We start from the raw sequence: 19,252 nt of genomic DNA, 5'->3' as shown, positions 1-19,252 counted from the left end.
AAACTGCCCCTGTTTTCAATCGATGCCGAGGTAATGATGTTCAAGGTAGTTGTATCCGATCTCGATGGCACTCTGCTCAACAAGCAGCACCAGATCTCTCCCCGTACCCGGGATACCCTGCACCGTCTGGTAGAACAAGGTGTGAAATTCGTGGTCGCCACCGGCCGTCATCATGTTGACGTTCGCAGCTTCCGCGATGCGCTGGGGATGGACATCTACCTCATTACCTCCAATGGCGCCGTGGTCCATGACAAACAGGATCAGCTGATTTTCAACCAGCCGCTGCCGACCGAGATCGCCGCCGAACTGATTGCGCTGGAGCGCGACCCCTCTATCCACCTCAATGTCTATCAGGGTGATGACTGGGTGGTGGAAGAGGAGCTGCCCTGGCTGCTGCAGTTCCACGACGAGTCAGGGTTCACCTACCGTCTGGTCGATGACCTGAAGCAGGAACCGAAAGAGCAGATCAACAAGGTGTTCTACATCGGCGACCACGAGAAACTGCTGAAGATTGAGGCGCACCTCAACCAGCGCTATGGCGATCAGCTCAACGTCACCTTCTCCCTGCCGGACTGTCTCGAAGTGATGCACGCCGGGGTTCACAAGGGTAATGCGGTGCGTGCTGTGCTGGAGCAGAACGGTTTCGATATGTCGGAGGCGATCGCCTTCGGCGATGGCATGAACGACTTCGAGATGCTGACCATGGTGGGACGCGGAATTGTGATGGGCAACGCCCACGATCGCCTGAAAATAGCGCTGCCGGAGTATGAGCAGACCCTCACCTCCGATGAAGATGGCGTTGCCGTCTATCTGGAAAAACTGTTCGAACTGGAGAGCGTCAGCGCAGCCTGATTTCAGGCCAGAAGCAGATCAACATGGATACCCGGTGTGGTATCCATGACTGTCACTGTGCCGAAGTTGGCATGCTCACCGCTTGAAACGGTAATCACAGGCCGTGCAGCAATATTCCCGTGAAATCTGCCGATCGATGGAACGGCCCAGCAAAAGACCCAACCCGCCTCCGGTCGCCCCACCCAGCAAGGCGCCCCCCACTGCGCCTGCGATAGCGCCGACCGGCGTGCCAAGACTGCCCAAAGAGGCTCCCCAACCGGCACCCAGCTTGGCAAAGGTGGCGGCACAAGCGTAGCCACCCGCAGCACCACACCCCATTGCACAGGCCTTGCCGACCCGTTCATCCTCAACCTTGTCCACCGCCTCACTCATGCAACTTGGACATCTCATGATCCACTCCCGCTCAATCAGGACTGCATCATTATCGGTCAGGATCGATGAATGCGTCACCTGCAACCGCCATCAGCTACCAGGCTTGAACTGCTCCTTGTCGAGCCCGTGCTTCTTCATCCGCAGATAGAGCTTCTTGCGGGGAATGCCAAGGTAGCTGGCCGCCTCGGTCACCCGGCCAGAAAAGAGGAACAGGGTGTCCTCAATCACCCGCCGTTCAAACTCGTCGACCAGATCGTCCAGCGGCTCCTTGGCATTCGCGCCGGGGATGGCTCGCTCAGAGCCCGCCAGCTTGATGATCCCGACCGCATAGAGTTCGGCCACGTTTCTCAACTCGCGAATATTGCCGGGCCACTGGTGGCGCTTGAGGGTCTCCAGATAGGCACGATCCACTGCGGGCACCGTCTTGCCTATCCGCTTGCACCCTTCTCGCAAAAAATGGCGAAAAAGGGGAATGATGTCACAGCTTCGCTCAACCAGCCTCGGCAGTTTGAGTCTCACCTGTGAAAGAAAGTAGTAGAGCTGGGGCATCAGTAGTTGTTGCTCAACCAGCGCCTCGGGAGACTCCTCAAACAGGGCGATGGTACGCAGTGACTTCTCTCCCCGCCGCTCCTGCTCCAGCAGATGGTTACCCAGCCAGCGCTGGCACTCTGCCGTCAGCCTTGCCGGAGATTGCAGCACCAGCGTCCCCTGTTCCGCCTTGACCAGGCTGGCCTGGATCTCGCTCAGGGAGCTCGCTGACGAACAATCATGAAGGTGGAATGGATGCGCCTTACGCGCACTGATCTTGTGCAGCAACTGCGCCAGCGTGTAGCGACCGGAACCCGGCGCCCCCTCCAGCATCAGATCCTTGTCGGTCTGTGCCAACTGGTTGATCTGCTGGCGGATAGCGACCAGTTGCGGACTGGTGCCGATCAACTCATCCTCAACCGTCGCCCGGATCTCACTGCGCTGGGTCATGATCGCACTGCGTTGCGCGCAGGCCCGCTCCAGCAGATCGAGCAACGACTGGGGATTAAGCGGTTTTTCCAGAAAATCGAAGGCCCCCAGCTTGACTGCCCGCACCGCCAAAGGGATATCGCCGTGCCCGGTGATCATGATGACCGGCAGCTCGCCATCGATCTCCAGCACCCGGTCCAGCAGTTCCATGCCGTTCATGGCGGGCATATAGATATCGGACACGACCACCCCCGGCCACTGCTGTGACAACAATGCCAACGCCTCATGGGGAGAGGTGGTTGCCCTGGGCTGGTAGCCGGAGAGGCGCAACAGGTGGCAATAGGACTCCAACACGTCCTCATCGTCGTCCACCAGCAACACATTGGCCTGACGATTATGGGGTAACAGCATCGCTTTTCATCTCCTTCGGTGGCTCACGCCCCCCGGCAAATTCCACTATAACCATGGCCCCCCTCTCCAACGTGGAGCCCAGCAAGATATCCCCCCCGCAGCGCGCCAGCAGGGAGCGACAGATGGTCAGTCCCAGCCCCAATCCCACCTCTTTGGAGGTGGTAAAGGGGGTAAAAAGTTTGGGCAAGATAGCCTCACCAAATCCGGGTCCACTGTCGGCAATCCCGATGCGCAGTGATCTGCCCTCCTGTGCAAGACACTGCAGACGGATCTGGCGCAGCTCCCGTCCGGCGATAGCATCCATCCCGTTGACCAGCAGATTGACCAACACCTGTTCAACCAGCACGGGATCAGCCTCAATCCACAGCCCATCCGGCAGCTCGTTTTGCAACTGGCAGCCATCGCGCTTCGCACGGGTTTCGAGCAGCAACAACGCCTGATCGGCCAACTCTTTCGGATCGAGCCGGATACGAGTATCGGGGGTGGGCGATTTACGGGCAAAATTGCGCAAGGCAGTAATGATGCGATGCATGCGCTGGCTCAGTTTCTCGATCTTGCCAAGATCGCTGCCCAGAGAGTGGTAGTGACCGGCATCCAGCGCCGCACGGCTGGTATAGAGGTAGGTCATCATGGCTGATAGCGGCTGATTGAGTTCATGGGCCAGACTGGTCATCGCCTGCCCCACCACTGCCATCTTGGCCGCCTGGATCAGCTCATCCTGCGTCTGCAGCAAGTTGTGTTCCGCCTGTTGTCGCTGCACCACCTCTGCGGCAAGCAGCCGGTTTTTTTCTGTCAGCTCCCGGGTACGCTCAGCCACCAGCGACCCCAACTCTCGGGCCGTTATCTCCTGCCGGGTCACATCCGTGATGGTGATAATGAACCTGTGTCCGCGCCCCTGCTCGAACCGACGCAGGTTGAAGTGCAGGAAACGGGGCTGACTGTCAGCGCCGGTGGCAATGGTGCACTCACTGTAGCCCAGCGTGAGCAGTTGCTGCCCGGGCTCGAACTGGGCAGCCAGCATGGCCTTGGCATCATCGGGGAATACCTGCCACAGAGGTTGTTCCGGTTTGATCACTGTTTGCTGGAAAAGGGTCAAGGCACTGGGGTTGACCGACTCTATGGTGCCATCGGGATGACAGGTAATTAAGCAGGCCTGGGTGTTATTGATGAGGTTGAGGGCATTGGTTTTCTCCATTTGCTGCAACTGCTGACAGAAGTGGCGCAGGCTCTCCCCCAGTTGACCGATCTCATCCCGGCCTTGAGTTCTAACCACCGCATCCATCTGACCTTCCGCAACCCGGGCAAGATCCTGCCCCAGGGTATCGAGTCGGCCAATCAACCTGCGCCCAATCAGCACCACCAGCACGAAGATGCTGATCAAGATGGATAGTCCAAGCACCACCAGGATCACCAGCTTGCCCGTTGCCACCATCTGGCTACTGTTGCGACCGAGCGCACTCAGAGAGCGGTTAGCCTCGGTCACGATCAGAGAGACCCGCTGATGGTAGCGAGAGACGGCGCTATCAAGCTGTGGCCGTAGTGCTGTTAGCTGTTGGTGGGTTTGCGCATCGGCTTGCAACAACAGGTAAAGGTGTCCGTTCGGCTTCACCAGCGTCACGATATCCTGCAGGATCTGGCGATAGCTCACGGTCGAAGGATACTCGGCCAGGCGGGAGATCAACTCATCCATCTCGTCGATCTTGTAGCCGATAAACAGAAATGCACTCTCCAGATCCTGCTGATTGCGCTGGGCAATTACCTCGTTGACCAGCGCCAGCAGCTCATTCTCCTTGAAAGTAAGGTCTTGCAAGGCAGAGAACTCCTTGATGACGGAGCCAAACTCCCCCATGTCATTCGGGCTGCCAACCATACCGGTGAGATGCCACTCTACCTCTTGCAACAGCGGCGCCACATCGTCCACCAAATCCTGATGCAACCAGTTGATTCGCTTCTGTAACTGTTGCAACGACTCAAGATGATCGATCTGGCGCTTGAGGTAAGTACCATGATTTTCCACCAGCAAGTTCAGTTCGGTGAACGCCTGCTGTTGTGAGCGATCATCCTCACTGCCCCGAGGATATGCGTTGCGGATATCAAGCAGGGTGCTGGAGACCGCCGCAGAAAGCTGGCTATATTTCACCGGATCCCGGGTATCACGCAACTGTGCCAATAGCAGCAACAGGCGGGAGCTGGCCCGCTCCAGCTGATAGGCGCTGCCGATGGCCGGCAGGCTCTCTTCAACAATCCGGTTTACCTGCTGCCCCAGTCGACCCCACACCATGTAAGCCGCCATCCCCATGACACAGGTCAGGACCGTAATGGAAACAAACGCGAGAATAAGACGGCGGCCCAGACTTCTCGGCAAGCGCAACAAGCGACCCCAGCCCATCATGGCTTGACCGCCTGATCGACCAGCAGGCGAGCCTCGCCAAGACGAGCTTCCATAGCCTGGCGCCACTGGTGCATCACCTTCTCGGTTTGCGGATTACTCTGATCTCGTTCATACAGTCCGTCAAACTGCGCTAGCAGGGCCGGGTCACTAGCCTCCAGCTCACTCAAAGGGGGAGTGCTGGCTTTGGCTCTTGCCTGTTCCAGCAGACGTTCACGGGCAGGATCACCGCGGGTATCCGCGCCGTTGATCTCCTGCCAGGTGAGCTTCAACCGCGGTAACTGCTGGGTAATGGTCTGCTCGAACAACGCCTTGAGCAGACCGGCGCGCCGGTACAGCAGATCTTTGTCGGTGACATATTTGGCCTCGCTGGCAAGGCGGGGTTGATTCAGCGTCACCTTGGCCATACCTGGGGTGGCGATAATGGCCTGCCCCTTGGCTGATAACAGATACTTGATGAAGCGGGCCGCATTGGCCGGATGCTCGCTGCTGCGAGCAACGCCAAGATAGGTAGGCAGGATCACCGCATCAGGCAGGATATTGAAGCCAACGTGATCGAAACGAGCCTGACTGTTGCGGGCATAGCTGTCGATCACCAGACCGGCACCGGCCAGACCGCGAGTCACCCCGTCGCTCACCCCGAAACTGCGGGCCGTAATGGCCGACAGGTTGCTACCGAGCCTCATCAGGAGTGCCCACCCCTGCTCCCAGCCATACTGCTGCAAGACACTCTCCACCATCATATGGGTCGTACCTGACTGGGAAGGGGAGCTCATCATCACATGCCCCATGAACTGTGGCGAAGCCAGCTGTTGCCAGCTGGTCGGTACCGGCAGGTGGTACTTGTCCAGATAGCGGCGGTTATACATGATGCCGCTGCCCGAGTATCCAACCACGGCCACCTTGTTGCCCAGCCCCAACATATGGGGAGTCAGCCAATCGGGAGGCACTGTTTCAGCCGATAAACCGGCCAGCAAACCAGCCTGATCCAGCGTGTGAAAAAAAGTCGGGGATGAAGACATGATGATGTCGACCCCGGGAGCATCATCCGCCGTCAGCAGCCGCAAGGCGGGAAGCGTCCGGCGATAGATGACCTCAACGCGGATCGCCGGATATTGCCGGGAGAACCCCTCGATCACCGCCTTGACCGGCGCCTCCGAAAAGGAGGTCAATACCGTCAGGGTCGAGGCATGGAGAGGGGTCAAAGGCAGCAGGATCGCGACCAGCAAAAACGGGAGCTGTCGGCAAAATATGGGCATGGTCTCTCTGTCGGCTCACTGGCAATTATCGGATTATGTGCGGTACATCCAATATTCAACACAAGGGGTAAAAATCATTTCATCAGGGGTGAGCCAGTTTTGACTCACCTCCCTGTTACAGGAGCCTATTGTTATTCATCGCCCGTTACCGGGACAGTCAAAAGAAGTCATTTTCGCCCCATGAAACCCACACGATTGAGTCAGGTTTGACTCATTTCGGCCATTTTGCCGCCCCGTTTTCTCCTTTCATATGATGGCTCCAGCTAACAGAGCTTCCTCTGAAACCTTGCAGCCCAACATACACGGAGAACAATATGTTCAACTTTTTCAAAACGCGAGCAGACCTTCCGGTCATGGATGCCTCGCCCGATAAAATCCGCTCGATTTACCGCAAGTACCAATGGCAGGTGTTCCTCGGTCTGGTACTCGGCTACGCCATGTTCTACGTCGTCCGAATGAGTTTGAACGTGGTCAAGAAACCCATGCTGGACGCCGGCATAGTGACGCTGGAAGAGCTGGGGATCATTGGCTCCGCCTTCCTGTTTACCTATGCCGTAGGCAAGTTCTCGAACGGCTTCCTCTCCGACTACGCCAACATTGGCCGCTTCATGTCGGTTTCGCTCGGTCTCTCCTCCATCTGTACCATCCTGATGGGCATGAATACCGCGACCTTCTTCCTGGTGCTGATGTGGGGTCTGAATGGCTGGTTCCAGTCGGTCGGTTCTGCACCATCCTGCGTCTCCATCTTCCAGTGGTTCTCCCCCAAACAGCGGGGCTCCGTCTATTCCATCTGGGGCGGCTCCCGCAACATCGGTGAAGGCATCTCCTGGATCCTGACCGCCAGCATCGTCAGCTTCTTCGGCTGGAAAGCAGGCTTTATCGGTGCCGGTCTTGCCTCTCTGGCTGCCGCGCTGTGCATGTATCTGGTGCTGAAAGATCGCCCGCAGACCTATGCCCTGCCAGAACCTGCCGTTGCCTTTGGCGAACAAGCGGAGATCACCAAGAAGGTCGAGCCAGCCGAGATCCGTCGCGCCCAGCTGTTTGTGCTTAAACAGCCGACCGTATGGCTGATCGCGGCAGCCTGTGCCTGCATGTACATGTCTCGCTACGCCATGAGCTCCTGGGCCGTGCTCTATCTGCAAGAGCAGAAAGGGTACAACCTGATCGATGCGGGCTTTGCCATGTCTGCCTACCCCCTCGCCGGTTTCCTCGGCGCCATTCTGGCGGGCATCATCTCTGACAAAATCTTCAACGCCAACCGCCACATCCCGACCCTGCTCTACGGGTTGGCCAACATTGCCGGTATGTGCCTGATGTTCTGGGGCCCGCAGAGCCGCATGATGGATGCCGTCGCACTGGCGCTGATCGGTTATGCCATCGGGGGACTGGTCGTGTTCCTGGCGGGCCTGACAGCCTGTGACCTGATGCCAAAAACTGCCGTGGGCGCCGTGAAGGGCTTTATCGGCCTCTGCTCCTACATCGCAGCCTCCTGTCAGGAGCTGGTCTCCGCCGCCCTGATCAAAACCAGCGTGGTCGATGGTGTCACTCACTATGACTTCAGCAGTGCCCAGTATTTCTGGCTCGGTGCATCCGTGGTCTCCATGCTGCTCGCCTTGACGGTATGGAACGCCAAAAAAGTTGTCGATTATTGATCTTGTAACAGACAAAGGGTGGTCAATTGACCACCCTTTTTTCATTGCCCAATCCGAGAAGGGATGTTTCCGATGCGTAAAACCAAAATCATTGCCACTCTGGGCCCTGCGAGCTCAACGGCCGACATGGTGGAAAAACTGATGGAGGCTGGCGCCAATGTGTTTCGCCTGAACTTCTCCCATGGCAGCGGTGAGCAACATATTGCCACCGCCAGCCTAATCCGCACGACCGCCGCCCGGCTGGGGCTCCATATCGGGATCCTGGCCGACCTGCAAGGCCCAAAAATCCGTATTGCCCGCTTTGCCACAGGGAGCATCACCCTGGCCCCTGGCGCCTCTTTTATCCTTGATGCGGCGCTAGGTGACCAACCGGGCGATCAGGATCGCGTCGGCCTCGACTACCCGGATTTGATCAACGACGTACGCAGCGGCAACATCCTGCTGCTGGATGATGGCCGGATCCAGCTTGAGGTCCTGCATATCGAAGGAAACAGTATCTTCACCCAGGTGCAGATTGGTGGCCCCCTCTCCGACCGCAAGGGGATCAATGTACTGGGTGGAGGGCTCAGCGCCCCGGCACTCACCGACAAAGACAGAGCCGATATATTGACCGCCAGCCAGATCGAGGCCGACTTTATCGCCGTCTCCTTCCCTCGTTGTGCTGCCGACCTTGTTGAGGCCAGAACGCTGATCCGGGCCGCAGGCAGTCATGCCGCCATCGTCGCCAAGGTAGAACGAGCGGAAGTGGTGGCCTCGGTCGAGGCGATGGACGAGGTTATTCGCGCCGCAGACATCGTCATGGTGGCACGTGGAGATCTGGGGGTAGAGATTGGCGATGCCAGACTGCCCGGCGTACAAAAGAAGCTGATCAAACGTTGCCATCAGCTCGGCCGACCGGTCATCACGGCCACCCAGATGATGGAGTCCATGATCAGTAGCCCAATGCCAACCCGAGCCGAGGTGCTGGATATCGCAAATGCGGTGATAGACGGTACTGATGCCGTCATGCTGTCAGCCGAATCAGCGGCGGGTCTCTATCCGGTCGAGGCAGTGGAAGCCATGGCTCGCATCGCACACGGAGCAGAACGTGAAATAGACCCGATTCAACCACGCTGGCAGAAAGCGTCCCATCACAGCGATCAATCCAGCCACTGCATGGCACTGGCAGCAATGACGGCTGCGTTCAGTCACGATCAATCCTGTGGTATCGCTGTGCTGACCTCACAGGGAGATGCTGTCACCGCTATCTCTCGCAGCAACCTGAACAATCCAATCTGGGCACTGTCCAACAAACCCATGTTACTCAACCAGATGACGATTCTGCGCGGTGTCACCCCCCTCTTTTATGAAGAGGAAGTGGAAGATGAGAGAGACTCACGGCAGCTGATAGCAACGCTGGAGCAAGCCAATCAACTACATGGCATTCAATCTCTGCTGATTAACCGGCTCGATTCGCTGGAGGGTGCGGGTAGTGAGGATGTCTGCCGCCTGATCCCGCTCGGCAGCAAGCACCGCGACGTTCAGTCCAGCCGGAAATTATCCTGCCTCTAACGCCGAATAGAGATAGCAAAGCCTCACCATGTGAGGCTTTGTTTTTTCAGGGTCTCCAGCCAGGGGTTGGGCCGTTGCCAGCTGAAACTCTGGTTTGCGCCACCGTAACATTCGGCCAGCCGCAGCGGCGTGCCGGGAGTATGGCGTCGCCCGGCCACATCGAGGCAGCGGGAGACCTTGCTGTTGAACAGCCGGTCCTTTTGCCACTCCCACTGCGGCTGACCGTCACAGGGGGCCAGCATCAACTCGCTGTCGTTTTTGGCTTGCAGACAACGATCCTGCAGGCGCAACTCCCCCAGATCCCACTCGAATAGCTGATCGTCTTTGCCGCTGCAGGAGAGGGCCAGCACCTTCTGTTGCGACACCGCGACGCAAAAATCGCCGCTGGTCAGCAAGGGAGAGAGCGCCCGCTCCTGCGGTTGCGAAGTAATGGAGCCCATCATCACATCGGTTGATGGCGGCTTGATGGTACACCCCCCCAGCAGCAAGGCAGCCAGTATGGCAGGAGTGCAAGCAACGGAAATTTTATTATTCATGGAAAAACGCCTGAAATGGGCCGATGACATCCGGTTGTCAGTGACTCGAGGCAGCAGCATAACCGAAAGCCGGGGCGCGCTGCCCGGATAGAGTGTAAACAGACGTAACAGAGATAGGGGAGAGCTGGTGCAGCGAAGGCCAGAAAGCAAAAAACCCCGCCGAAGCGGGGTTTTTCTAAATGTGGTCGGTGATAAAGGATTCGAACCTTTGACCCTCTGGTCCCAAACCAGATGCGCTACCGGACTGCGCTAATCACCGAGGCTATTTCTTTCAAAATAGTTTACTTCAAAAAACAAAGACGACCTGATGGTCATCCTCATCATACAGCAAGTATGGTGCGAAGAGAGGGACTCGAACCCTCACACCCGGGGGGCACTAACACCTGAAGCTAGCGCGTCTACCAATTCCGCCACCTTCGCATACCTGACAAGCTGTAAAATGGGGTGGCTGATGGGGCTCGAACCCACGACAACCGGAATCACAATCCGGGACTCTACCAACTGAGCTACAGCCACCACAGCTGTTTTCGTTCCACAACACGCCCGTTTAACCGGCGCACGTTTGATGGTGCGCCCGACAGGATTCGAACCTGTGACCTCTGCCTCCGGAGGGCAGCGCTCTATCCAGCTGAGCTACGGGCGCTACGCTGTCGAACGGGGCGCATTATTGATGATGGACGGGGGTTTGTCTACACTTTTCTGCCATCAATGCACTGACCGTTGCTTTTTCAAACACATCGTGCATTTTTCTTCCACTTATCCCCTGCCTGCCCCCCGAAAAGGGGTAATTCCCATGTCAAATTGTCTTGCAACCTTGACTTGATTTGACACCCACCTAAAATGAATGAACGTTCATTCAATTGAAAGACACACTGATGATTCCGGATAAGAAAGAGAGCATCTTCAACGCAGCCCATGAGGTGCTGGGTGAGCGGGGTTTTCATGGTCTGTCGATTGCGGAAGTCGCCAAAAAGGCCAACGTGGCTACCGGCACCATCTATCGCTACTTTGGCGACAAGGATGACCTGATCCGGCAACTGCATCAACACACTATCTTGCAGTGTGTCCCCATGGTCATGGCCGGTGTAGATGTCGATAAAGTTTCATTTCAACAATTTCGCCAACTATGGCTCAATATTCATACCATTTTTGTTAACGAACCAAACGCCATCAAGTGCAAATTGCAGTACGAGAGCTCGCCATTGGGGGCAGACCTGGAAACCAATCCGGTCATCCTGGCGGCATGGGAACCTCTGGACCGCTTTTTTGCACAGGGCGTGGCACAAGGACTGTTTATTGACTTACCGATACGGGCACTCCAGGTGTTGAGTCTGGACAGTGTCATGCATCTTGCCCTGCAGTGCAGGGTACACAACATCACGTTGACCGAATCGCAGTTGGAAACCGCGATCCGCGCCAGCTGGAATGCCATTTTACTCCCCTACATTTCCACCTCAGGAGCCTGTTCATGAAAAAATGGATGGCCATTATGTTGCTGATAGCGATCGCCCTGTTTGGCAGCGTCATCGGCTTCAATTTGTTCAAACAGAAGATGATTGCCCAATACATGGCCAACCGGCCGGAACCCGAGTTCCCAGTCACCGCCATGGTGACCAAGGCGCAGGATTGGGTACCGACCATCGAAGCGATCGGCTTCATCGAGCCGAATCAGGGGGTGACCCTCTCCACCGAGCTGGCGGGCACCATCGATGCCATCACCTTCGAATCGGGCAAACCGGTCAAGGCCGAACAGCTGCTGCTGAGTCTGGACTCCACCGTGGAGCGGGCCAATCTGCGCGCCTCCCAGGCCAAGCTGCCGGCGGCAAAGGCCAAGTTCGAGCGTTTCCAGAACCTCTACAAGACCAGCTCCATCTCCAAAGAGCAGCTGGATGAGGCGGAAGCGGCCTATCGCTCGCTGGAAGCGGATATCGAGAGCCTGAAGGCGACCATTACCCGCCGTGAAGTGCGCGCGCCGTTCAGTGGTGTCGTTGGCCTGCGTAACGTCTTCCTCGGCCAGTATCTGCAGCCGGGCACCGATATCGTGCGGCTGGAAGATACCAGCGTGATGCGTCTGCGCTTCACTGTGCCCCAGACCGATATCTCCAAAATCACCCTGGGCCAGACCATCAAGATCAATGTGGATGCCTATCCGCAAACCCAGTTTGACGGTCACATCACCGCCATCGAACCAGCGGTCAACTACCAGAGCGGCCTGATCCAGGTGCAGGCTGACATCCCGAACAACGACGGTCAGCTCCGTTCCGGTATGTTCGCCCGCGCCAGCATCATTCTGCCGACGGTGAAAGATCAGATTGTGATCCCGCAAACCGCCATCTCCTTCACCCTTTACGGTCAGAACGTCTACGTGCTCAAAGAGGGCGAAGAGACTGACAAGGAAGGCAACAAGGTGAAAGTGCTGCGGGCCAAGCAGGTGGTGGTCAAGGCGGGTGAGCGCCGTGGCAACGATGTGCATGTGCTCTCCGGCATCCAGGCCGGTGACCAGATCGTACTGTCGGGTCAGGTTCGCCTGAGCAACGACACCAAGGTGCATGTGGTCGAGAACGATGCCCTGGCCGTCCCGGCACAAACCCCGATGCTGTAAGCGCGGAGATCTGCGATGCGATTTACTGACATATTTATAAAACGGCCTGTGCTGGCGATCTCGCTCAGCTTCCTGATCGCCTTGCTGGGCTTTCAGGCCATCTTCAAGATGCAGGTACGGGAATACCCCGAGGTGACCAACACGGTGATCACCGTCAGTACTGGCTACTATGGCGCCAGTTCTGACCTGATCCAGGGGTTCATCACCCAACCGCTGGAACAGGCGGTCGCGCAAGCCGACAACATCGACTTCATGACCTCATCCAGCCAGCTGGGCAGCTCCACCATCACCGCGTACATGAAGCTCAACACCGACCCCAACGCCGCGCTGTCCGACATCCTGGCGAAGGTGAACTCGGTGCGCTCCCAGTTGCCGAAAGAGGCGGAAGACCCGTCGGTCACCTCCTCCACCGGTTCAACCACGGCGGTGCTCTACCTTGGCTTTACCAGCCCGGAGCTCAACTCCAGCCAGATCACCGACTATCTGGAGCGGGTTATCAAGCCGCAGCTCTTTACTGTCGGCGGGGTCTCCAAGGTTGACCTCTACGGCGGTGTCGAGTTTGCCCTGCGGGTATGGCTGGATCCGGCCAAGATGGCGGCCTTCAACCTGACCGCCAGCGACGTGATGACGGTGCTCAACAGCAACAACTATCAGTCCGCGACAGGTCAGGCGACCGGTTACTTCACCCTGTTCAACGGCAACGCCGAGACCCAGGTCAAGGATGTCGACGAGCTGAAGCGTCTGGTGGTTGCCACCCGTGACGGCAAGGTGATCCGCCTCTCCGACATTGCCAAGGTGAGCCTGGAGAAGAGCCACGACATCTATCGTGCCAGCGCCAACGGCCGCGAAGCGGTAGTCATGGCGGTCAACGCCGCACCGACAGCCAACCCCATCAACATCGCCCGCGATGTGCTGGATCTGCTGCCGAGCCTTGAGCGCAACATGCCAAGCACCATGCATCTCAACGTGATGTATGACTCCACCGTGGCGATCAACGAGTCCATTCACGAGGTTATCAAGACCATCCTGGAGGCGGCTGCCATCGTACTGGTGGTCATCACCCTGTTCCTCGGTTCATTCCGCGCGGTCATCATCCCGATCATTACCATTCCGCTCAGCCTTATCGGCGTGGTGATGATGATGGATATGTTCGGCTTCTCGATAAACCTGATGACCCTGCTGGCGATGGTGCTGGCGATCGGTCTGGTGGTGGATGACGCCATCGTGGTGCTGGAGAACGTCGACCGCCATATCAAGGAGGGGGAAGAGCCGTTCCGGGCCGCCATCATCGGTACCCGTGAAATTGCGGTGCCGGTCATCGCCATGACGGTCACGCTGGCGGCGGTATACGCCCCTATCGCCCTGATGGGCGGCATCACCGGTTCCCTGTTCAAGGAGTTTGCCCTGACCTTGGCGGGCGCCGTGTTCGTCTCGGGCATCATCGCGCTGACTCTGTCGCCGATGATGTGTTCCAAGATGCTCAAGGCCAATGAAACGCCGGGTAAATTCGAGAGCACTGTCCACCACCTGCTGGAACGGATGACCGATCGCTACGACAGCATGCTGCATGCGGTGATGAAGAAGCGCATCGTCATCGTGGCGTTCGCCGTCATCGTGTTCGGCAGCCTGCCGCTGCTGTTCAAGTTCATCCCGAGTGAACTGGCCCCGTCAGAGGACAAGGGGGTCATGGCGGTGCTGGGTACCGCACCGTCCAACGCCAACCTGGACTACATCGAAAACACCATGGCGGATGTGAACAAGATCCTGGATGAGCAGCCGGAAATCGCCTTCTCCCAGGTCTTCTCGGGGGTATTCAACGCCAACCAGGCGTTCGGTATCGCCTCCATGGTACCCTGGAGTCAGCGTGAAGCGAGCCAGAAAGAGGTGCTGGATCGGGTCGCCAATCTGGTGAAAGACATTCCGGGTATGGCCATCACCACCTTCCAGTTCCCGGAACTGCCAGGTGCCTCCAGTGGTCTGCCGATCCAGTTCGTCATCACTACCCCGAACAGCTTCGAAAGCCTGTTCCTGGTGGCCGGCGAGATTCTGGCTGCCGCTCAGGGCAACGGTCAGTTCGTCTATTCGGATCTCGATCTGAACTACGACTCCGCCACCATGAAGATCCGCATCGACAAGGACAAGGCGGGTGCCTACGGCATCACCATGCAGGACATCGGTATCACCATGGGTACCATGATGGCGGACGGTTACGTCAACCGTATCGACCTGGATGGCCGCTCCTACGAGGTGATCCCGCAGGTCGAGCGCAAATACCGTCTCAATCCGGAGTCCATCAAGGGCTATTACGTGCGGGCCGCAGACGGCAAGTCGATCCCGCTCGGCAGTCTGATCACCATTGAAGTAGTTGGCGAGCCTCGCGCCCTGCCCCACTTCAACCAGCTGAACTCCGCTACCATCGGCGCCGTTCCGGCTCCGGGCGTGGCCATGGGTGATGCGATCAACTGGTTCCAGACCGTCGCCGACGAGAAGCTACCGCAAGGCTATCGTTACGACTTCATGGGTGAAGCCCGTCAGTTCGTCACCGAAGGCAATGCGCTCTATGCCACCTTCGCGCTGGCACTGGCCATCATCTTCCTGGTGCTGGCCATCCAGTTCGAGTCGGTGCGTGACCCGCTGGTCATCATGGTCTCGGTACCGCTCGCCATCAGTGGGGCGTTGATTGCCCTGGCATGGGGACTGGCGACCATGAACATCTACTCCCAGGTGGGCCTGATCACGCTCGTTGGCTTGATTACCAAGCACGGCATCCTGATCTGTGAAGTGGCGAAAGAAGAGCAGCTGCTGCGCGGCATGAACCGGATGGAAGCCGTGATGCAGGCTGCCAAGGTGCGTCTGCGTCCGATCCTGATGACCACCGCCGCCATGATTGCCGGTCTGATCCCGCTGCTCTACGCCACTGGCGCCGGTGCGGCCCAGCGTTTCAGCATCGGTATCGTCATCGTGGCCGGTCTCGCCATCGGTACCCTGTTCACCCTGTTCGTGCTGCCAGTGATCTACACCTATCTGGCTTCCGAGCACAAACCGTTGCCGGTATTCGATGAAACCATTCCGCCCAAGGCAAACAGCGGACACTGATCATCACGACACGCCAAGGCCCCGACACGGGGCCTTTTTTATGCTTCGCAGGAAAGACGACATAAGTGCATGAAGCAGTTAAACTAAAAAACATCACATCCAGACCGCAAGGACGCCATGTCAGGACTTATCTCCAAGACCGCCGAGGCCGTAGGCCGCAACGGACTCTCATACCGCCTGCTCTCCTACATTCTGGTGTGCAGTACCGTATTGGCGATGATCATTACGGTGTTGCAACTCGCCTGGGATTACCGCAAGGATGTGGCCGTTATCGAAGACAGCATCGGCCAGATCGAGGCCTCTTTCCTGCAACCCATCGCCGCCAGCTTGTGGAACCTGGATGAAGAGCAGGTCAAGGTGCAGATCGAAGGGATCATGAACCTGCCCAACATGCAGTTCGTGATGGTCAAGGAGATGCTCGGCAACTCCGAAGTCCCGCTGTTGACCCAGGGGACCGAACGGGAAAGCTACGATATCTCCCGCGAATTCAACCTCACCTATCAGGGTGAAATCGTGGGCAAGCTGTTCGTTGCCGCCTCTCTCGAGCAGATCTACCAGCGCCTCATCGAAAAATCGGTGCTGATCATGGTCAGCCAGACCATCAAGACCCTGGTGGTCTCATTTTGTATTCTGATCATCATTTACTATCTGGTGGTGCGGCACCTCAATCGCATCGCCAGCTACGCCCAGAAGTTCAATCTGGACCGGCTCGATATGGAGCTGGAGCTGGAGGGACGCCCGCAACCGCGCAAGAAACCCGATGAGCTGGATACCCTGGTCGCCACCCTCAACCAGATGCGCACCAGACTGCGTGATGAACTGGTTGCCCGCCATCAGGCGGCTGAACAGTTGCAGCAGGAGCGGGACTTCTCCGCCACCCTGATCAACTCGGCCAACATGGTCATCTGCTGCATGGAGCCAGACCTGACCATTGCCAGCATCAACCCGGCCGCCATCCTGCTGACCGGCTACCACCAGCAGGAGCTGCTGCAGCACAACTGGCTGGATCTGTTTGTCAGCCCGACCCAGCGGGAAGAGCTGAACAACATCCTGGCCGCAGAGGGTTCGCTGGCAGATCAGGAGGTCATCATGCATGACCAGCAGGCCCACGAGCTGGTGCTGCAATGGACCTTCGTTCCCTTCTACGATGGCCCCAACCTCAAATACCAGATCGGGTTTGGCTACGACATCACCCAGCTGAAAAAGGTCGAGCGGGAGATAATCCAGCTCAACGAACAGCTGGAAGGCAAGGTGGTGGAACGCACCCGCAGCCTGAGTGAAGCCAACAACCAGCTGGGCAAGGCGTACGACGACCTGAAACAGGCCCAGCAGACCCTGGTGGAGTCGGAGAAGATGGCCTCCCTCGGCTCGCTGGTGGCCGGGGTGGCACACGAGATCAACACTCCGATCGGCATCAGCGTGACCGCCTCCTCCTACCTGCAAGAGCGGGTCGCCGACTTCAAGTCTCATATCGACTCCAAGCAGCTGTCTCGCTCCTATCTCAACGAGTTCACCGTCAACCTCGACGAGTCGATGCAACTGCTGCAGAGCAACCTGCGGCGCGCCTCCGAGCTGATTGCCAGCTTCAAGCAGGTTGCTGTCGACCAGTCATCGGAAGCGCGCTACAACTTCAGTCTCGCCGACAACCTCCATCAGGTGGTGGTCTCGCTTGGCCACAAACTGAAGAAGAGCCAGTGCGAAGTGGATATTCAGTGCGATCCCAAGCTGTCGATCTTCTCCTTCCCGGGCAGTTTTACCCAGATCTACTCGAACCTGATCCTCAACTCCATCAACCACGGGTTCGACAGCTGGGACAAACCGAAGAAGATCACCATCAAGGTGGAACAGCAGGGAGAGGAGCTGTTTATCGACTATTCGGACAACGGCCGCGGCATCCCGCCCGAAATCTTGCCCCGCATCTTCGATCCCTTCGTTACCTCCAAGCGGGGTCAGGGCGGCAGCGGTCTTGGCACCCACATCATCTACAACCTGGTGGTGCAACTGCTGAAAGGCCGTATCAGCTGTGCCAGCGAACCGGGCCAGGGCGCCCAGTTCCATATTCGCCTGCCGATCCAACATAACTGAGCGCTGGCTCTTGTGAGCCAGCCGCTTTATCCCCATCATGCTGTGATTGCATTCTTAATGAGCGGAGAACCTCGCAATGGCACAGCATTTTGACTATATCGCCATCGGCGGCGGCAGCGGCGGTATCGCCTCTGCCAACCGGGCTGCCATGTACGGTAAGAAAGTTGCCCTGATTGAAGCCAAAGAGTTGGGTGGAACCTGCGTCAACGTAGGCTGCGTACCGAAGAAGGCCATGTGGTATGCCGGCCAAATCGCCGATGCCCTGAAATATGGCGCCGACTACGGCTTTGACACCACCCTCAACCACTTCAACTGGGCCAAGCTGGTCGAGTCCCGCCAGGCCTACATCGGCCGCATTCACCAGTCCTATCAGAACGTGCTGGGCAAGAACCAGATCACCGTCATCAAGGGCTTCGCCCGCTTCGTCAGCAGCAACACCATCGAGGTCAATGGCGAGCACTACACGGCCGATCATATCCTGATCGCTACCGGTGGCCGCCCGGAAATTCCGGCGATCCCGGGTGCCGAGCTGGGTATCGACTCCGACGGTTTCTTTGACCTGCAAAGCCAACCCAAGCGGGTTGCCGTAGTGGGTGCGGGCTACATCGCAGTCGAGATCGCAGGGGTGATGCAGGCGCTCGGCTCAGAGACCCATCTGGTGGTGCGCAAGCACGCGCCGCTGCGCAACTTCGACCCCATGATCCACGAGACACTGGTCGAAATCATGGCGCAGGAAGGGCCCAAGCTGCACACCTACGCCACTCCCAAAGCCGTGCTCAAGAACGCTGACAACAGCCTGACCCTGCAACTGGAAGATGGTCGCCACCTCACCGTCGACTGCCTGATCTGGGCCATCGGCCGGGTACCGGCTACCGACAACCTGAATCTGGCCGCCGCAGGCATCGCGCTGGACGAGAAGGGCTTTATCCCGACCGACAAGTTCCAGAACACTTCCGTCGCCAACATCTATGCGGTGGGTGACAACACGGGTCGCATCCAGCTCACGCCGGTAGCCGTCGCGGCGGGCCGCCGTCTCTCCGAGCGGCTGTTCAACAACAAGCCGAACGAGCACCTCAACTACGATCTGGTGCCGACCGTGGTGTTCAGCCACCCGCCCATCGGCACCATCGGCCTGACCGAACCGGAAGCCATCGCCGAATACGGCGAGGACCAGGTGAAGGTCTACCGCAGCCAGTTCACCGCCATGTACTCGGCACTGACCCAGCATCGCCAGCCCACCCGGATGAAGCTGGTCTGTGTCGGCCCGGAAGAGAAGGTGGTCGGTCTGCATGGTATCGGCTTTGCGATGGACGAGATCCTGCAAGGCTTCGGCGTCGCCATGAAGATGGGGGCCACCAAGGCAGATTTCGACAACTGCGTGGCTATCCATCCGACCAGTGCAGAAGAGTTCGTTACCCTCACATGATTGTGTAGAAAAACCACCTACACACGTTCAAAAAATCTGGAATAATAAAAATGCTTGGTCGGGC

The 19,252-nt window shown here is 57.9% G+C and carries 13 protein-coding genes and 4 tRNA genes; 8 read left to right on the top strand and 9 right to left on the bottom strand.

What is annotated here, in order from left to right; translation table 11 throughout:
• The first annotated feature begins 36 nt into the window (after positions 1–36).
• The gene (locus OKC40_RS13870) at positions 37–852 is read left to right on the top strand and encodes a Cof-type HAD-IIB family hydrolase (RefSeq protein WP_120416010.1); all 816 of its coding nucleotides are present in this window, start codon (positions 37–39) and stop codon (positions 850–852) included.
• Positions 853–927: 75 nt separating this feature from the next.
• On the opposite strand, the gene OKC40_RS13865 is transcribed toward OKC40_RS13870, so the two are convergent.
• The 4 genes from OKC40_RS13865 to OKC40_RS13850 all read right to left on the bottom strand — a co-directional run bounded on the left by OKC40_RS13865 (position 928) and on the right by OKC40_RS13850 (position 6,240).
• A complete protein-coding gene (locus tag OKC40_RS13865; RefSeq protein WP_075112347.1) occupies positions 928–1,242 on the bottom strand; it encodes a hypothetical protein in 315 nt (104 codons plus the stop codon).
• Positions 1,243–1,314: 72 nt separating this feature from the next.
• Positions 1,315–2,592 (bottom strand): sigma-54-dependent transcriptional regulator, encoded by a 1,278-nt coding sequence (locus tag OKC40_RS13860; RefSeq protein WP_270795592.1) that lies wholly within the window; start codon positions 2,590–2,592, stop codon positions 1,315–1,317.
• Positions 2,576–4,984 (bottom strand): ATP-binding protein, encoded by a 2,409-nt coding sequence (locus OKC40_RS13855; protein ID WP_270795591.1) that lies wholly within the window; start codon positions 4,982–4,984, stop codon positions 2,576–2,578. The genes OKC40_RS13860 and OKC40_RS13855 overlap by 17 nt, the downstream gene beginning before the upstream one ends.
• Positions 4,981–6,240: an ABC transporter substrate-binding protein gene (locus tag OKC40_RS13850; RefSeq protein ID WP_270795590.1), complete on the bottom strand. Its 1,260-nt coding sequence runs from the start codon at positions 6,238–6,240 to the stop codon at positions 4,981–4,983. Before OKC40_RS13850 ends, OKC40_RS13855 begins: the two co-directional genes overlap by 4 nt.
• 314 nt (positions 6,241–6,554) lie before the next feature.
• Here OKC40_RS13850 and OKC40_RS13845 point away from each other — a divergent pair, with 314 nt between their 5' ends.
• Both OKC40_RS13845 and pyk read left to right on the top strand, forming a co-directional pair.
• Positions 6,555–7,892, top strand: a complete 1,338-nt coding sequence (locus tag OKC40_RS13845) for an MFS transporter (RefSeq protein WP_270795589.1) — start codon at positions 6,555–6,557, stop codon at positions 7,890–7,892.
• Between the two features lie 72 nt (positions 7,893–7,964).
• Entirely contained in the window at positions 7,965–9,443 is a 1,479-nt protein-coding gene (gene pyk / locus OKC40_RS13840) for a pyruvate kinase (RefSeq protein WP_270795588.1), read from the top strand.
• Between the two features lie 23 nt (positions 9,444–9,466).
• Here the strand turns inward: pyk and OKC40_RS13835 are convergent, their stop codons facing one another.
• The 5 genes from OKC40_RS13835 to OKC40_RS13815 form a co-directional block, all read right to left on the bottom strand.
• Positions 9,467–9,979: a ricin-type beta-trefoil lectin domain protein gene (locus OKC40_RS13835; RefSeq protein WP_111808859.1), complete on the bottom strand. Its 513-nt coding sequence runs from the start codon at positions 9,977–9,979 to the stop codon at positions 9,467–9,469.
• A 182-nt stretch (positions 9,980–10,161) separates the two neighbouring features.
• Positions 10,162–10,238 (bottom strand) — tRNA-Pro (locus OKC40_RS13830).
• 75 nt (positions 10,239–10,313) lie between these two features.
• Positions 10,314–10,399: transfer RNA gene (locus OKC40_RS13825), tRNA-Leu, on the bottom strand.
• 20 nt (positions 10,400–10,419) lie between these two features.
• A tRNA-His gene (locus OKC40_RS13820) sits at positions 10,420–10,495 on the bottom strand.
• A 50-nt stretch (positions 10,496–10,545) separates the two neighbouring features.
• Positions 10,546–10,622 (bottom strand) — tRNA-Arg (locus tag OKC40_RS13815).
• A 232-nt stretch (positions 10,623–10,854) separates the two neighbouring features.
• On the opposite strand from OKC40_RS13815, the gene OKC40_RS13810 reads away from it, so the two are divergent.
• The 5 genes from OKC40_RS13810 to gorA all read left to right on the top strand — a co-directional run bounded on the left by OKC40_RS13810 (position 10,855) and on the right by gorA (position 19,188).
• Positions 10,855–11,451, top strand: a complete 597-nt coding sequence (locus OKC40_RS13810) for a TetR/AcrR family transcriptional regulator (protein WP_270795586.1) — start codon at positions 10,855–10,857, stop codon at positions 11,449–11,451.
• Positions 11,448–12,581 (top strand): efflux RND transporter periplasmic adaptor subunit, encoded by a 1,134-nt coding sequence (locus OKC40_RS13805; RefSeq protein WP_042063327.1) that lies wholly within the window; start codon positions 11,448–11,450, stop codon positions 12,579–12,581. The genes OKC40_RS13810 and OKC40_RS13805 overlap by 4 nt, the downstream gene beginning before the upstream one ends.
• Positions 12,582–12,596: 15 nt before the next feature.
• Positions 12,597–15,677: a multidrug efflux RND transporter permease subunit gene (locus OKC40_RS13800; RefSeq protein ID WP_042656855.1), complete on the top strand. Its 3,081-nt coding sequence runs from the start codon at positions 12,597–12,599 to the stop codon at positions 15,675–15,677.
• 117 nt (positions 15,678–15,794) lie between these two features.
• The gene (locus OKC40_RS13795; protein WP_270795585.1) at positions 15,795–17,762 is read left to right on the top strand and encodes an ATP-binding protein; all 1,968 of its coding nucleotides are present in this window, start codon (positions 15,795–15,797) and stop codon (positions 17,760–17,762) included.
• Between the two features lie 76 nt (positions 17,763–17,838).
• Positions 17,839–19,188: a glutathione-disulfide reductase gene (gene gorA, locus OKC40_RS13790; protein ID WP_270795584.1), complete on the top strand. Its 1,350-nt coding sequence runs from the start codon at positions 17,839–17,841 to the stop codon at positions 19,186–19,188.
• Positions 19,189–19,252 lie beyond the last annotated feature (64 nt).

The sequence above is a fragment of the Aeromonas sp. QDB11 genome (assembly GCF_027705265.1).
Classification (GTDB): domain Bacteria; phylum Pseudomonadota; class Gammaproteobacteria; order Enterobacterales; family Aeromonadaceae; genus Aeromonas; species Aeromonas allosaccharophila.
The sequence above is the reverse complement of the archived record's forward strand: the minus strand, read 5'-3'. Positions and strand labels throughout refer to the sequence as shown.

What these genes read in the sequence shown, in the direction of transcription:
- OKC40_RS13870 (WP_120416010.1), top strand. Translation starts at nt 37, where the DNA reads ATGTTCAAGGTAGTTGTATCCGATCTCGATGGCACTCTGCTCAACAAG.
- OKC40_RS13865 (WP_075112347.1), bottom strand. Translation starts at nt 1,242, where the DNA reads ATGAGATGTCCAAGTTGCATGAGTGAGGCGGTGGACAAGGTTGAGGAT.
- OKC40_RS13860 (WP_270795592.1), bottom strand. Translation starts at nt 2,592, where the DNA reads ATGCTGTTACCCCATAATCGTCAGGCCAATGTGTTGCTGGTGGACGAC.
- OKC40_RS13855 (WP_270795591.1), bottom strand. Translation starts at nt 4,984, where the DNA reads ATGATGGGCTGGGGTCGCTTGTTGCGCTTGCCGAGAAGTCTGGGCCGC.
- OKC40_RS13850 (WP_270795590.1), bottom strand. Translation starts at nt 6,240, where the DNA reads ATGCCCATATTTTGCCGACAGCTCCCGTTTTTGCTGGTCGCGATCCTG.
- OKC40_RS13845 (WP_270795589.1), top strand. Translation starts at nt 6,555, where the DNA reads ATGTTCAACTTTTTCAAAACGCGAGCAGACCTTCCGGTCATGGATGCC.
- pyk (WP_270795588.1), top strand. Translation starts at nt 7,965, where the DNA reads ATGCGTAAAACCAAAATCATTGCCACTCTGGGCCCTGCGAGCTCAACG.
- OKC40_RS13835 (WP_111808859.1), bottom strand. Translation starts at nt 9,979, where the DNA reads ATGAATAATAAAATTTCCGTTGCTTGCACTCCTGCCATACTGGCTGCC.
- OKC40_RS13810 (WP_270795586.1), top strand. Translation starts at nt 10,855, where the DNA reads ATGATTCCGGATAAGAAAGAGAGCATCTTCAACGCAGCCCATGAGGTG.
- OKC40_RS13805 (WP_042063327.1), top strand. Translation starts at nt 11,448, where the DNA reads ATGAAAAAATGGATGGCCATTATGTTGCTGATAGCGATCGCCCTGTTT.
- OKC40_RS13800 (WP_042656855.1), top strand. Translation starts at nt 12,597, where the DNA reads ATGCGATTTACTGACATATTTATAAAACGGCCTGTGCTGGCGATCTCG.
- OKC40_RS13795 (WP_270795585.1), top strand. Translation starts at nt 15,795, where the DNA reads ATGTCAGGACTTATCTCCAAGACCGCCGAGGCCGTAGGCCGCAACGGA.
- gorA (WP_270795584.1), top strand. Translation starts at nt 17,839, where the DNA reads ATGGCACAGCATTTTGACTATATCGCCATCGGCGGCGGCAGCGGCGGT.